A 13855-nucleotide genomic window follows, 5' to 3' on the forward strand; every position below is an offset into this window, starting at 1 on the left:
TCTGAAAAAAATTAAAACTCTTTTCGCAGCCAGCTGTTGATCCGTTTGATCCACGAGCCGACTGAAGTTCGTTTTTCCACTTCCGCCTCACCGCTGAGATGCGATTCTTTACCATAATGCAGTAAACCCACCGCCGTGGAGTAATAGGGCTCCTGGGCGTAATCGGTAAGGCCAGTAATATTTAAGGGCTGTCCAATACGCACCTGCGTATGGAACACCCGCTGCGCGCACGCCGCCAGACCTTCAATTTGCGCCGCGCCGCCCGTTAATACAATCCCCGCCGCAAGATGATGTTTCACGCCCTGCTGGCGAAGCTGCTCCTGCAACTGCAAAATTTCTTCGTTTACCAGATTAAGCAGCTCGGTATAACGCGGCTCAATCACTTCCGCCAGCGTCTGACGCTGGAGGCTGCGCGGCGGACGACCGCCCACGCTCGGCACTTCAACACTCTCGTCTTTACCGACCAGCGACCCCAGCGCGCAGCCGTGGCGCACTTTAATCGCCTCGGCATCGCTCGGCGGCGTGCCGAAGGCATAAGCGATATCGCTGGTCACCACATTACCGGCATACGGAATCACTTTAGTGTGACGCAACGCACCGCCGGTATAGACCGCGATATCCATTGTACCACCGCCGATATCTACCACGCAGACGCCCAGTTCACGCTCATCTTCCGTCAATACGGAGTAGCTGGAGGCCAGGCCCGCGAAAATAAGTTGGTCAACTTTCAGGCCGCAACGTTCCACTGCCTTGACGATGTTTTTCGCCATGTCATTGTGGCAGGTGATTAAATGCACTTTTGCCTGCATGCGAACGCCGGATAACCCCACCGGGTTTTTAATTCCTTCCTGGTAATCAATAGCGTATTCCTGAGGAATCACATGCAATACGCGATGTTCATCGCGTACGCGTACTGATTTTGCGGTATGGACAACATTTTCAACATCTTCCTGCGTCACTTCCTCTTCGGAGATCGGCACCATGCCGATTTCGTTCTGGCAGCTAATGTGCTTGCCGGAAAGCGCCAGGTAGACGGAAGAGATCTGGCAATCCGCCATCAGCTCGGCCTGGTCTATCGCGCGCTGAACGCACTTCACCACCGATTCCAGATCGTTAACGCCGCCTTTATCCATCCCGCGGGACGGACAGCTTCCCACACCAATGATATTGATCATACCGTCGGGCAGAACTTCCCCTACCAAAGCGGCGACCTTCGCAGTGCCAATCTCCAGTCCAACTACCAGTTTTCTGTCCGTCGCCTTAATCATTGTTGCTCTGCCTGTGCCTGATTCTGTTGCTGATTAATTTCCTCAGTGGGGGCCGGCTCCCAGCCGACCGCCGCGCCGGAGTCATAGCGTAAATCGACATAGCTTATCCGCTTATTGTCAGTTTGCGCTTGCTGTTGCAGAACCGGGTAGAGCTCCACAAAGCGTTCCAGGCGTTTCATTGTGTCATCCCGACCGAGATTGAGCTTAATATTATTGCTCAACGTCACCTGCCAGGAGCGACGTGCGGTCATCGCCGCTTCCTTCAGTGTAAATTTATCTTTCGCCAGCACCTGCCCCATGGAGCGGTAACCTTGCAGCACTTCGTTCTCGCTGCCTTCCGGGCCGTACAGTAACGGCAATACCTGCTTACTGGCGCGATCGGACGGCACGCTGAAGGCCGTACCGTCGGTGTCGATCATGTGCTGGTCATTCCAGCGTGCTATCGGCACATATTCAACCAGATGAATCTTCAATTCGTCCGGCCATTGCTTTCTTACGCTTGCCTGCTTGATCCAGGGCAAACGTTCTATCTGATTCTGAATGATATTCACGTCCTGGGTCATAAACGTGCCCGGGGCACCCAGCGCCAGGATAGACTGACGAATATCATCGTTGCGGGTGTAATGGCGCTCGCCCGTTACCACCAGCTTTGACAGCGGCAGGCGCTGGGCGTCTTCCATCCACCCCAGCACCATCCAGCCGCCGAATATCACGGTTAACACGACCGCCAGCAGAAAGACGATGCCTGCAAGGCGGGTCCCATTATTACGGCGCGAAACCGTATTTTCTTCAGGACGATTTTTCGTGTTCAGCGCAGCCTGCGACATATCAGTTCGCCAGCTCCAGAATACGCACCACCAGTTGCGAGAAGCTCATACCCGCCTGACGCGCCGCCATCGGCACCAGACTATGGCTGGTCATGCCAGGCGCCGTGTTCACCTCAAGCAGGTAAAACTCGCCGTCGCTATCCTGCATCACGTCCACGCGGCCCCAGCCCCGGCAGCCCAGCACACGCCAGGCTTCCAGTACCAGCGCCTGTAACGCCTGCTCGCGCCCGGCATCAATACCGGCCGGACAGAAATATTGCGTCTCGTCCGAGAGATACTTCGCCTCGTAGTCATAAAACACGCCAGCAGGCTGAATGCGAATCGAGGGCAGAATGTCATCGCCAAGGATGGCGACGGTAAACTCCGGGCCGCTCAGCCATTTTTCCACCAGCACTTCGCTGTCGTGTTCAAACGCCAGTTCGAGCGCGGGCAGTAACGCCTGCGCGCTGTCGACTTTCGACATGCCCACGCTTGACCCTTCGCGGCTCGGCTTCACGATAACCGGCAGACCTAACGCCGCGATACGCGCGCTCAGCGCCTCGCTAAGGCCGCCACGGATGTCGTGACGCTCCAGCGCCACCCAGGGCGCCACAGGCAACCCTGCGCCCTGCCAGAGCAGTTTGGTGCGCAATTTATCCATGGTGATAGCCGAAGCCATTACGCCGCTGCCGGTATAAGGCAGACCGAGATACTCCAGCGTGCCTTGCAGCGTGCCATCTTCGCCGCCGCGACCATGCAGCGCGATAAAGACTTTATCGAACCCTTCTTCTTTCAGGGTTGTCACGCACACGTCGCGCGGATCGACGGCATATGCGTCAACACCCGCCTGCTTCAGGCCCGCGAGTACCGCGCTGCCGGATTGCAGGGAGACCTCACGTTCCGCCGAGCTACCGCCCAGCAGTACGGCGATTTTCTCAGCCATGCGCGTTCTCCTCTGGTTGCAGCTTCGCTTCCGCCAGCTGGCGCGCGATTTTACCGATATTGCCCGCGCCCTGAACCAGAATCAAATCATTGCCCGACAGTACCGGCGCCAGCATCGCGGCGACCTGCGCCGGATCGGAGACCAGAATCGGGTCAACTTTGCCGCGCGCGCGGATAGTGCGGCACAGCGAGCGGCTGTCAGCGCCCGGGATCGGCGCTTCACCCGCCGGATAGACATCCAGCATCAGCAGCACATCGACCTGCGACAACACGTTGGCGAAATCGTCATACAGATCGCGCGTACGGGTATAGCGGTGCGGCTGGAAAATCATGACCAGATTTTTCTCCGGCCAGCCTGCGCGGGCAGCGCGCACGGTTGCATCCACTTCGGTCGGGTGATGGCCGTAATCGTCCACCAGCATCGCCGTGCCGGATTTGCCGTTGACGTTTGCCAGCGGAAACTCGCCCAGGAAATCAAAACGACGCCCGGTACCCTGGAAGCTCTCCAGCGCGCGCAGGATAGCCTCGTCTTCAATTCCCTCTTCCGTCGCTACAGAGACCGCCGCCGCCGCGTTCAGCGCGTTATGGCGGCCCGGCGCGTTCAGCGTCACGCGCAGTTCCGGCTTGTCCTGACGCACCAGAGTGAAATGCCCCTGCGCGCCGGTCTGGCGATAATTTTCCACACGTACATCGGCATCTTCGCTGAAACCATAAGTGGTAATTTGACGCCCGACGCGCGGCAGCAGCTCGCGGATCACCGGATCGTCCACACACATCACCGCGCGACCGTAAAACGGCAGGTTGTGCAGGAAGTTAATAAATGTCTGTTTCAGGTTCTCAAAGTCGCCATGGTACGTGTCCATGTGGTCGGCTTCGATATTGGTCACAATCGCGACCATCGGCTGCAAATGCAGGAACGAGGCGTCGCTTTCGTCCGCTTCGGCAATCAGGTAACGGCTGTTGCCAAGGCGCGCGTGCGTACCCGCCGCTTTCACCAGGCCGCCGTTAACGAACGTCGGATCGAGACCCGCTTCGGCATAAATGCTCGACACCATCGCGGTCGTCGTCGTTTTGCCATGCGTACCTGCCACGGCGATGCCGTGACGAAAACGCATCAGCTCCGCCAGCATCTCGGCGCGGCGGATAACGGGAATACGGGCCTCATGGGCCGCGACGATCTCCGGGTTATCCGCAGAAATCGCGCTGGATACGACGACCACGCTCGCGTCCAGGACGTTTTCCGGACGGTGATTGAAATAAATAGTGGCGCCCAGCGCCGTCAACTGCTGCGTGACAGCGTTCGGCGCCAGATCGGACCCGCTGATCTGGTAGCCTTCGTTCGCCAGCACTTCCGCAATGCCGCCCATACCGGCGCCGCCGATGCCAACGAAGTGAATATGCCGGACGCGACGCATCTCGGGCACGATAGAACGCAGTTTCGCCAGTTGTTGTGTATTCATTCTTTAAAAGCCTTTGGCAAACGCCATAACATCATCAATCACGCGGAACAAACATGATCCGCAATCGTTACGCGCGGGCGACCGCGCGTACTTCATCTGCGACCCTTTCGGTCGCGTCGGGAATGGCGGCCGCGCGCGCGCGCTCAGCCATATCGAGCAACGTAGCGCGATCCCATCCCTTCAGCGTCTCGCTCACCGCCTCAACGGTAAACTGCGGCTGCTCCAGAATCTTCGCCGCCCCCGCTTTCTCAAGCGGCAGCGCATTCCAGTATTGCTGCCTGTCTTTATGCTGGAACGGCACAAACAGCGCCGGTAAACCGGCGGCGGCGATTTCACTTACCGTCAGCGCGCCGGAGCGGCATACCACCACATCCGCCCACGCGTAGGCTGCCGCCATGTCGTCGATAAATTCGGTGACTTTATGCTGCGGCTGCCCCGCGGCGGCGTACGCCTGCTGAACATCCGCCAGCGCGCCTTTACCGCTCTGATGCCAGACAGTGACAGCATCGCCCAGACGCGCCGCCACCTGCGGCATCGTCTGGTTCAGTACGCGCGCGCCCTGCGAGCCGCCGACGACCAGCACGCGCACCGGCCCTTCACGCCCCGTCAGCCGCGCTTGCGGCAACGGCAGCGCCAGCACATCGGTGCGTACCGGGTTGCCCACCACTTCCGCGTTCGGGAATGCGCCGGGAAACGCCTGCATCACGCGGCTTGCGATTTTCGCCAGCCACTTGTTGGTCAGCCCCGCGATGCCGTTTTGCTCATGCAGCACGACCGGAATACCCAGCGACCACGCCGCCAGCCCGCCAGGGCCGGATACATAGCCGCCCATGCCCAGCACGACATCGGGCTTAAAGCGCTTCATGATCGCCCGCGCCTGACGCCAGGCATTAAAAATACGCACCGGCGCCAGCGCCAGTGCTTTCAGGCCTTTACCACGCAGGCCAGAGATACGAATAAAATCGATCTCAATGCCGTTTTTCGGCACCAGGTCTGCTTCCATGCGATCGGCGGTCCCCAGCCAGCGAACCTGCCATCCCTGCGCCATCAGATGGTGCGCAACGGCAAGGCCAGGAAAGACGTGTCCGCCCGTTCCGCCCGCCATCACCATCAGCCGCTTTGGTTGACCACTCATCGTGAACCTCGTGTAAACGCCTGGGCTTTTTCCAGACGCGTTTCATAATCTATGCGCAACAAAAACATAATCGCCGTCGACATAATCAGCAGGCTCGAACCGCCGTAACTGATAAGCGGCAACGTCAGGCCTTTGGTCGGCAGCATACCCGCCGCCGCGCCGACGTTAACCAGCGCCTGAAAACTAAACCAGACGCCGATAGAACAGGCCAGAAAACCCGCGAAGCGCTGATCGGTTTCCAGCGCGCGACGCCCTATCGACATGGCGCGAAAAGCCACGAAGAATACCATCAAAAGCGCCAGTACCACACCGATATATCCCAGTTCTTCCCCAATAATGGAGAAGATGAAGTCGGTATGCGCTTCGGGTAAATACTCCAGTTTCTGCACCGAATTCCCGAGCCCCTGACCCCACAATTCGCCGCGACCAAACGCCATCAACGACTGGGTAAGCTGGTAGCCGCTGCCGAACGGATCTTCCCACGGGTTCCAGAACGACGTCACACGGCGAATACGGTAAGGCTCGGCGAGGATCAACAGCACGACCGCCGAAATACCCATGCCGATAATCGCGATGAACTGCCAGAGCTTGGCGCCTGCGAGAAAGAGCATCGCAAGGGTCGTCACAAACAGCACCACCACCGTACCGAGGTCAGGCTGCGCCAGCAGCAGCACCGCCATCACCAGGATCACGCCCATCGGTTTTAAGAAGCCGCGCAGGTTGTTGCGCACTTCATCGACCTTACGCACCAGGTAGTTCGACAGATAACAAAAGAGCGACAGCTTGGAGAATTCGGCTGGCTGAATACGCAGCGGGCCGAGCGCAATCCAGCGCGACGCGCCGTTGACCGAACTGCCCACCACCAGCACGATCAGCAGCATCACAATCGAGGCGATAAGCATCGCTGCGCTGTGGCGCTGCCAGAATTCCATCGGCAGGCGCAGCGTAATCAGCGCCAGGCCAAACGCCAGCAGCAGATAAATACCGTCACGCTTGGCGAACAGGAAAGGATCGTTTGCCAGACGCTGACCTACCGGCATTGACGCCGACGTCACCATGATAAAACCAATCGCCGCAAGCCCCAGCGTCAGCCAGAGCAGTGTGCGGTCGTACATCACCAGACTGGTGGTGTCTTTCTCGCGCGAGCCCATCACCCAGCCGCGAACCGCCCGGAAAAGCCAGGCGAGAATGCCCATACCGGGCAGGCGCGGCAGGCGAAGGCGTGGGAGCGATAAGCGCATCAGCCAAGCTCCTTCGCAAGTCGCGTAAAGACGTCGCCGCGCTGTTCGAAGTTTTTAAACTGATCGAGACTGGCGCAGGCAGGCGAAAGCAGCACCATATCGCCAGGCGTCACGCGTCCGGCAATGACTTTCATCGCTTCTTCCATGGTTTCCATACGCTCAGCCACTTCGGGGCGCAGCGCCGCCAGCGCGTCGCCGTCCCGGCCAAAGCAATAGAGACGCACGCGATCGCCCGTCAGATAATGCGCGAGCGGCGAGAAATCGGCGGATTTACCGTCGCCGCCCAGCAGCAAATGCAGCGTGCCGTCGAGATGAAGACCGTTAAGCGCCGCCTCGGTGCTGCCGACGTTGGTGGCTTTGGAATCGTTAATCCAGCGTACGCCGTTATGCTCATAAGCAAGCTGGAAACGGTGCGCCAGCCCGCCAAACGTCGTCAGCGCTTTCAGGCTGCTGGCGCGCGGCAGGCCTGCGGCATCCGCCAGCGCCAGCGCCGCCAGGGCGTTGGTGTAGTTATGCTGACCGACCAGCTTCATCTCTTTGACGTTGAGGACCTTCTCGCCCCGCACGCGCAGCCAGATTTCGCCCTGCTGGCGGTTGAGGTGATAATCCCCGACATCAATGCCGAAGCTCACGCAGCGCTCGTCGGCGCCGCGTACCGGCATGGTCAGCGCGTCATCGGCATTGACCACGCACACCGTCGCATTTTCATAAATCCGTAACTTCGCCGCACGATACTGCTGCAACCCGAGCGGATAGCGATCCATATGATCTTCGGTGACGTTAAGGATAGTCGCAGCGGCGGCCTTCAGACTAAACGTGGTTTCGAGCTGGAAGCTTGAAAGCTCAAGCACATAGAGTTCGCGCCCCTCTTCCAGCAGCATCAGCGCGGGCAGGCCGATATTGCCGCCTACGCCCACATTAACGCCCGCCGCTTTCGCCATTTCGCCCACCAGCGTCGTCACGGTGCTTTTACCGTTCGATCCGGTAATGGCGACGATTGGCGCCTGCGCTTCGCGACAGAACAGCTCGATATCGCCGACGATCTCAACGCCCGCCTCCGCCGCCACGCTCAGCGCCGGATGCGCGAGGGCGATCCCGGGGCTTGCGACGATCAGATCGGCGTTCATCAGCCAGGTTTCGTTGAGCGAGCCGAGATGGCGCTCCACCTCTTCCGGCAGCTTATCCAGCCCCGGCGGGGAGATTCGGGTATCCATCACACGCGGCGTCACGCCGCGCGCCAGGAAAAAGTCCACGCAGGAAAGGCCGGTTAACCCAAGCCCAATGATGACGACTTTTTTACCCTGATAATCTGCCATGTTTAACGTACCTTAAGCGTAGCCAGGCCAATCAGCACCAGCATCAGCGAAATCACCCAGAAGCGCACGATCACGCGCGGTTCCGGCCAGCCTTTCAGTTCATAATGGTGATGAATAGGCGCCATGCGGAAAATGCGCTGTCCGCGCAGCTTAAAGGAGCCGACCTGCAGGATGACCGACAGGGTTTCCACGACGAAAACGCCGCCCATAATCACCAGCAGGAATTCCTGACGCAGCAGCACGGCGATAATGCCGAGCGCGCCGCCTAACGCCAGCGAGCCGACATCGCCCATGAAAACCTGCGCCGGATAGGTGTTGAACCACAAAAAGCCCAGACCCGCGCCGACAATCGCGGTGCAGACAATCACCAGTTCGCCCGCGTGGCGCAGATACGGGATATGCAGATAGCTTGCGAAATTCATGTTACCCGTCGCCCACGCCACCAGCGCGAAACCGCCTGCTACCAGCACGGTGGGCATAATGGCAAGGCCGTCCAGACCGTCGGTCAGGTTCACCGCGTTGCCGGTGCCGACAATCACGAAATAGGCGAGCAGCACATAGAAAATGCCGAGTTGCGGCATGACATCTTTAAAGAACGGTACCACCAGTTCGGTCGCAGGCGTTCCCTTGCCGGTAATGTAGAGCGCAAACGCCACCGTCAGGGCTATCACTGACATCCAGAAATATTTCCAGCGGGCAATCAGGCCTTTGGTATCTTTACGCACCACCTTGCGGTAATCGTCGACAAAACCCACCGCGCCGTAACCGACGAGCACAAACAGCACGCACCAGACATACGGGTTGGACGGATAAGCCCACAGCAGCACCGACACCACGATAGAGGTGAGGATCATGATGCCGCCCATGGTTGGCGTGCCGCGTTTGCTGAAGTGCGACTCCGGACCGTCGTTACGCACAACCTGCCCGAAGGAGAGTTTCTGTAAATGCGCGATCAGGCGCGGCCCCATCCATAACGAGATAAACAGCGCGGTCAGCAGGCTGACGATGGCGCGAAACGTCAGATAGGAAAAGACGTTAAAGCCGGAATAATATTTGACCAGATGCTCGGCCAGCCACACTAACATGTCCTGTTCTCCTGTAATGCGCGCACCACCTCTTCCATGGCAGCACTACGTGAACCTTTCACTAAAAGGGTAATGATGGAATGCTCGTTGATAAGCGTCTTCAGGCGTGCAATCACGGCCTGCTTATCGCGGAAATGTTCGCCCACGCCGCTGGCGCGGCTGATGCCTTCGCTGAGCGTGCCGACGCTCAGGACTTTATCGATGCCTGCGGCTTTCGCCGCTTCGCCCACCTGCTGATGGCACGCTTCGGCTTCATCGCCGAGCTCCGCCATGTCGCCAACCACCATCACACGATATCCCGGCATTTCAGAGAGCACCTGCGCGGCAGCGGTCATGGAGCCGACATTGGCGTTGTAGCTGTCATCCAGCAGCAGTTGGTTTTCGGCAAGATGCACCGGGAACAGACGCCCCGGCACCGCTTTCAGCTTCGCAAGCCCAGCTTTAATGGCCTGAAGCGGCGCGCCGACGGCCATCGCCAATGCCGACGCGGCGAGCGCGTTGGCGACGTTATGGCGCCCTGGCAGCGGCAGCAAAACGTCCACATCGCCCACCGGCGTACGCAGCGTAAATTCGGTACCGTGACTGGTGATGTGAATATTGGTGGCGCTGAAGTCGCTGGTGGCAAGGTTTGGCGAGAAGCGCCAGACCTTGCGGTCGCCAATCACGCTCTGCCAGTTCAGCCAGTCGTTGTTATCGGCGTTCAGAATCGCGATGCCATTTGCCGGCAGGCCAGAGAAGATTTCGCCTTTGGCTTTAGCCACGCCCGCGAGCGAGCCGAAACCTTCAAGATGCGCCGCCGCCAGGTTGTTGACCAGCGCGGCTTCCGGGCGAGTCAGGCTCACGGTCCAGGCGATTTCGCCCTGATGATTGGCGCCAAGCTCAATCACCGCGTACTGATGTTCCGGCGTGAGACGCAGCAGCGTCATCGGTACGCCGATGTCATTATTCAGGTTGCCTGCGGTGTAGAGCGTGTTGCCGCACTCGCCGAGAATGGCGGCGGTCATCTCTTTCACCGAGGTTTTACCGGAAGACCCCGTCAGCGCGACCACGCGCGCGGGTACCTGCTGTCTGACCCACGCCGCCAGTTCGCCAAACGCCAGGCGCGTGTCGGCCACCACCAGTTGCGGCAGGTCAATATCCAGCTTGCGGCTTACCAGCAGCGCGCCTGCGCCGCCAGCCTGCGCCTGGTCTGCAAAATCATGCGCGTCGAAACGCTCGCCTTTCAGCGCCACAAACAGGCAGCCGGGCGTCAGTTTGCGGGTGTCGGTCGTTACCGCGTCGATATCGGTATCGGCGCCATGCAGCTCGCCTTTCAGAATAACGGCAAGCTGGCTCAGAGATACGTGAATCATGCCACTGCTCCCAGCAGACGCGCCGCGGTGACGCGATCGGAATAATCAAGACGGCGGGTGCCGACAATCTGGTAATCCTCGTGGCCTTTGCCCGCCAGCAGTACGACGTCGTTTTCCGCCGCCTGCATAATGGCGTTGGTCACGGCTTCGGCGCGGCCTTCAACGACGCGCGCGCGGCCCGCATCGAGCATACCGGTCAGGATATCGGCGATGATCGCCCTCGGATCTTCGGTGCGCGGGTTGTCATCAGTGACCACCACGACATCGGCGAATTGCTCGGCAATCGCGCCCATCAGAGGACGTTTGCCTTTATCGCGATCGCCGCCGCAGCCGAATACGCACCAGAGCTTGCCCGCACAGTGCAGACGCGCGGCCTGCAACGCTTTTTCGAGCGCATCCGGCGTGTGGGCGTAATCGACCACCACAGTCGGTTTGCCCGGCGCGCTGAACACTTCCATGCGGCCATTGACCGGCTGGAGGCGCGGCGCGCTTTCGAGCAGCGCGGCGAGCGGGTAATCGAGCGCCAGCAGCGTGCCGAGCGCCAGCAACAGGTTGCTGACGTTAAACGCGCCCATCAGGCGGCTTTCAATTTCGCCATCGCCCCAGGAGGAGCTGAAGCGCAGCGTGGCGCCGCGGTCGTGATATTCCACCGCATCCGCGCGTAACCAGCGGCCGTGACAATCTGGATTGATATTGTTTTCCATGGACACCGCGACGGCATCCGGCAGCTTCGCCAGCCACCGGCGGCCGACTTCATCATCGGCGTTGATCACCGCCTGCCCGTAATGGTGCGCGGAAAACAGCAGCCATTTCGCCGCTTCGTAATGTTCCATGTCGCCGTGATAGTCGAGATGATCGCGGCTTAAATTGGTAAATACCGTGGCGGCGAATTTCAACGCCGCCACGCGATGCTGCACCAGACCGTGGGAAGAGACTTCCATCGCGGCCACGGTCGCGCCCTGTGCGGCGAGCCCTGACAGCACATGCTGAACGTCCACCGCAGAGCCGGTGGTGTTTTCCGTCGGACTCACTTTACCCAGCAGCCCGTTGCCCACGGTGCCCATCACGGCGCTGGTTTCGCCAAGCCGCTGACACCACTGCGCGATAAGCTGCGTGGTGGTGGTTTTACCGTTGGTGCCCGTCACGCCAATCAGGCGCAGACGATCGGATGGCTCATCATAAAAACGCCCCGCCAGCGCCGAGAGACGCTCGTTGAGCTGGCTTAAATAGATAACCGGCACGCCGTGGATTTCACGGACTTCGCCGTCCGTCGCCTCGCCTTTGGCTTCGGCGACGATGGCAGCTACACCTTGCGCTATCGCCTGCGGGATATACCGACGCCCGTCCGCCTGATGACCGACCACCGCCACAAAGAGATCCCCCGCCGCCGCAACGCGGCTGTCCAGGGTCATCTCCCGCAGAGCTCGCGCAGGCAGACCAGCTACCCACGGAGCGAGAAGGTCGCGCAAATTACGATCTGCCACCTGTTCCCTCTTCTCGATTAATTACGAATTCACTTTTTTCGCCCGTTGTCAGCGCATCCGGCTCGATGTTCATGGTGCGCAGCACGCCGCCCATAATGGCACCGAAGACCGGCGCGGAAACGGCGCCGCCGTAGTATTTGCCCGCCTGCGGATCGTTAATCACCACCACCAGCGCGAAACGCGGATTGCTGGCAGGTGCAACGCCTGCGGTGTAAGCAATGTATTTGTTAATGTATCGCCCGTCCGGCCCGACCTTTTTCGCCGTACCGGTTTTAATCGCAATGCGATAGCCCTTGATGGCCGCCTTCACGCCGCCGCCGCCAGGCAGCGCCACGCTTTCCATCATATGCACCACGGTGCGCACGATAGATTCCGGGAAAATGCGCTCGCCCGGCACGGGCGGATCGACCTTGGTTATCGACAGCGGGCGGTAGACGCCGTAGCTGCCGATGGTCGCGTAGACTCGCGCTAACTGTAACGGGGTTACCATTAGCCCGTAGCCGAATGAGAAGGTGGCCCTCTCTATGTCAGACCACCGTTGTTTTTGCGGATATAAGCCACTGCGTTCTCCGACCAGCCCCAGATTGGTCGACTTCCCGAGTCCAAAACGTGAGTAAGTATCTACTAACGCTGAGGAGGGCATCGCTAACGCCAGTTTAGAAACCCCGACGTTACTCGACTTCTGTAATACCCCGGTGAGCGTCAGCTCGCTGTAGCGAGCGACGTCTTTAATTTCGTGACCGTTAATCCGGTATGGCACGGTGTTAAGCACCGTATTTTCCTGCACCACGCCACGCTGCAGCGCCGTCATCACCACCATCGGCTTAACGGTAGAGCCAGGTTCGAAGACGTCGGTAATGGTGCGGTTACGCATCACATCTTTCGGCGTACCGGTGATGTTGTTCGGGTTATAAGAGGGGCTGTTGGCCATCGCCAGCACTTCGCCGGTGTTCACATCTACCAGCACGGCGCTGCCGGATTCCGCTTTGTTAAACGCCACGGCGTTATTAAGTTCGCGGTAGACCAGCGCCTGGAGACGTTCGTCAATGCTGAGCGCCAGGTTGTGCGCCGCCTGGCTGTCGGTCGAGGAGATATCCTCAATGACGCGCCCATAGCGGTCTTTACGCACGATACGCTCGCCAGGCTGGCCGGTGAGCCATTTATCAAAGCTTTTTTCGACGCCCTCGATCCCCTGGCTGTCGACGTTGGTAAAGCCGATGAGGTGAGCGGTCACTGCGCCGGAAGGATAGTAACGGCGCGACTCTTCACGCAGATGGATGCCAGGGAGCTTGAGCTTTTTGATGTAATCGCCGATATCAGGGTTGACCTGACGCGCGAGATAGATAAAGCGGCCTTTCGGGTTGGCGTTGACGCGCGCGGCGAGCTGATCGAGCGGGATTTTCAGCGCGTCGGAGAGCGCTTTCCAGCGGTTATCGAGCGTGATGCCGCCCGCGTCGTGCAGCTCTTTCGGATCGGCCCAGATCGCTTTTACCGGCACGCTGACCGCGAGCGGTCGGCCGGAACGGTCGGTTATCATGCCGCGCGCGGTGGAGACTTCCTGCACGCGCAGCGAGCGCATATCGCCCTGACGCACCAGCATGTCCGGGTCGATAATCTGCAACCAGGCGACGCGCGCCAGCAGAAACGCCAGAGCCAGCAAAATGCAGCCGCAGAGCAACGCAAAACGCCAACTGATAAAGTTGGCCTGTTCTTCCTGACGTTTTGGTTTAAGCGTCTTTGCTGCTGCTTTCATTCGCCTGGTCAGT

The 13855-nt window shown here is 59.6% G+C and carries 11 protein-coding genes; all 11 read right to left on the reverse strand.

Annotation, left to right across the window (positions count from 1 at the left end):
• Positions 1-11: 11 nt before the first annotated feature.
• A complete protein-coding gene (gene ftsA / locus AB8W27_RS17155) occupies positions 12-1268 on the reverse strand; it encodes a cell division protein FtsA (RefSeq protein ID WP_004388394.1) in 1257 nt (418 codons plus the stop codon).
• Positions 1265-2095, reverse strand: coding sequence for a cell division protein FtsQ (gene ftsQ / locus AB8W27_RS17160; protein ID WP_007707156.1), 831 nt, complete (start codon positions 2093-2095; stop codon positions 1265-1267). Before ftsQ ends, ftsA begins: the two co-directional genes overlap by 4 nt.
• Before the next feature lies 1 nt (position 2096).
• Positions 2097-3017 carry a D-alanine--D-alanine ligase gene (locus tag AB8W27_RS17165; RefSeq protein WP_041923191.1) on the reverse strand — a complete coding sequence of 307 codons (921 nt, stop codon included), beginning with the start codon at positions 3015-3017 and terminating at the stop codon, positions 2097-2099.
• Complete coding sequence (gene murC / locus AB8W27_RS17170; protein ID WP_012815298.1) at positions 3010-4476, reverse strand: UDP-N-acetylmuramate--L-alanine ligase; 1467 nt, start codon at positions 4474-4476, stop codon at positions 3010-3012. The genes AB8W27_RS17165 and murC overlap by 8 nt, the downstream gene beginning before the upstream one ends.
• Before the next feature lie 67 nt (positions 4477-4543).
• Entirely contained in the window at positions 4544-5611 is a 1068-nt protein-coding gene (gene murG, locus AB8W27_RS17175) for an undecaprenyldiphospho-muramoylpentapeptide beta-N-acetylglucosaminyltransferase (protein WP_012815297.1), read from the reverse strand.
• Complete coding sequence (ftsW, locus tag AB8W27_RS17180; RefSeq protein WP_007768071.1) at positions 5608-6852, reverse strand: cell division protein FtsW; 1245 nt, start codon at positions 6850-6852, stop codon at positions 5608-5610. The genes murG and ftsW overlap by 4 nt, the downstream gene beginning before the upstream one ends.
• On the reverse strand, positions 6852-8168 hold the full coding sequence (gene murD / locus AB8W27_RS17185) for a UDP-N-acetylmuramoyl-L-alanine--D-glutamate ligase (protein WP_012815295.1): 1317 nt from the start codon (positions 8166-8168) through the stop codon (positions 6852-6854). The genes ftsW and murD overlap by 1 nt, the downstream gene beginning before the upstream one ends.
• Before the next feature lie 2 nt (positions 8169-8170).
• Entirely contained in the window at positions 8171-9253 is a 1083-nt protein-coding gene (gene mraY / locus AB8W27_RS17190) for a phospho-N-acetylmuramoyl-pentapeptide-transferase (RefSeq protein ID WP_007706942.1), read from the reverse strand.
• Entirely contained in the window at positions 9247-10605 is a 1359-nt protein-coding gene (murF, locus tag AB8W27_RS17195; RefSeq protein WP_012815294.1) for a UDP-N-acetylmuramoyl-tripeptide--D-alanyl-D-alanine ligase, read from the reverse strand. The genes mraY and murF overlap by 7 nt, the downstream gene beginning before the upstream one ends.
• Positions 10602-12089, reverse strand: a complete 1488-nt coding sequence (murE, locus tag AB8W27_RS17200; protein WP_041923190.1) for a UDP-N-acetylmuramoyl-L-alanyl-D-glutamate--2,6-diaminopimelate ligase — start codon at positions 12087-12089, stop codon at positions 10602-10604. Before murE ends, murF begins: the two co-directional genes overlap by 4 nt.
• Entirely contained in the window at positions 12076-13842 is a 1767-nt protein-coding gene (locus tag AB8W27_RS17205; RefSeq protein WP_007767909.1) for a peptidoglycan glycosyltransferase FtsI, read from the reverse strand. Before AB8W27_RS17205 ends, murE begins: the two co-directional genes overlap by 14 nt.
• Positions 13843-13855 lie beyond the last annotated feature (13 nt).

Origin of the sequence: Cronobacter turicensis (genome assembly GCF_041222865.1) — a bacterium.
GTDB lineage: Bacteria > Pseudomonadota > Gammaproteobacteria > Enterobacterales > Enterobacteriaceae > Cronobacter > Cronobacter turicensis.

Coding starts and splice junctions, on each gene's coding strand:
- ftsW (WP_007768071.1), bottom strand. CDS start 6,852: ATGCGCTTATCGCTCCCACGCCTTCGCCTGCCGCGCCTGCCCGGTATG.
- ftsQ (WP_007707156.1), bottom strand. CDS start 2,095: ATGTCGCAGGCTGCGCTGAACACGAAAAATCGTCCTGAAGAAAATACG.
- murD (WP_012815295.1), bottom strand. CDS start 8,168: ATGGCAGATTATCAGGGTAAAAAAGTCGTCATCATTGGGCTTGGGTTA.
- murC (WP_012815298.1), bottom strand. CDS start 4,476: ATGAATACACAACAACTGGCGAAACTGCGTTCTATCGTGCCCGAGATG.
- AB8W27_RS17165 (WP_041923191.1), bottom strand. CDS start 3,017: ATGGCTGAGAAAATCGCCGTACTGCTGGGCGGTAGCTCGGCGGAACGT.
- mraY (WP_007706942.1), bottom strand. CDS start 9,253: ATGTTAGTGTGGCTGGCCGAGCATCTGGTCAAATATTATTCCGGCTTT.
- ftsA (WP_004388394.1), bottom strand. CDS start 1,268: ATGATTAAGGCGACGGACAGAAAACTGGTAGTTGGACTGGAGATTGGC.
- murG (WP_012815297.1), bottom strand. CDS start 5,611: ATGAGTGGTCAACCAAAGCGGCTGATGGTGATGGCGGGCGGAACGGGC.
- AB8W27_RS17205 (WP_007767909.1), bottom strand. CDS start 13,842: ATGAAAGCAGCAGCAAAGACGCTTAAACCAAAACGTCAGGAAGAACAG.
- murF (WP_012815294.1), bottom strand. CDS start 10,605: ATGATTCACGTATCTCTGAGCCAGCTTGCCGTTATTCTGAAAGGCGAG.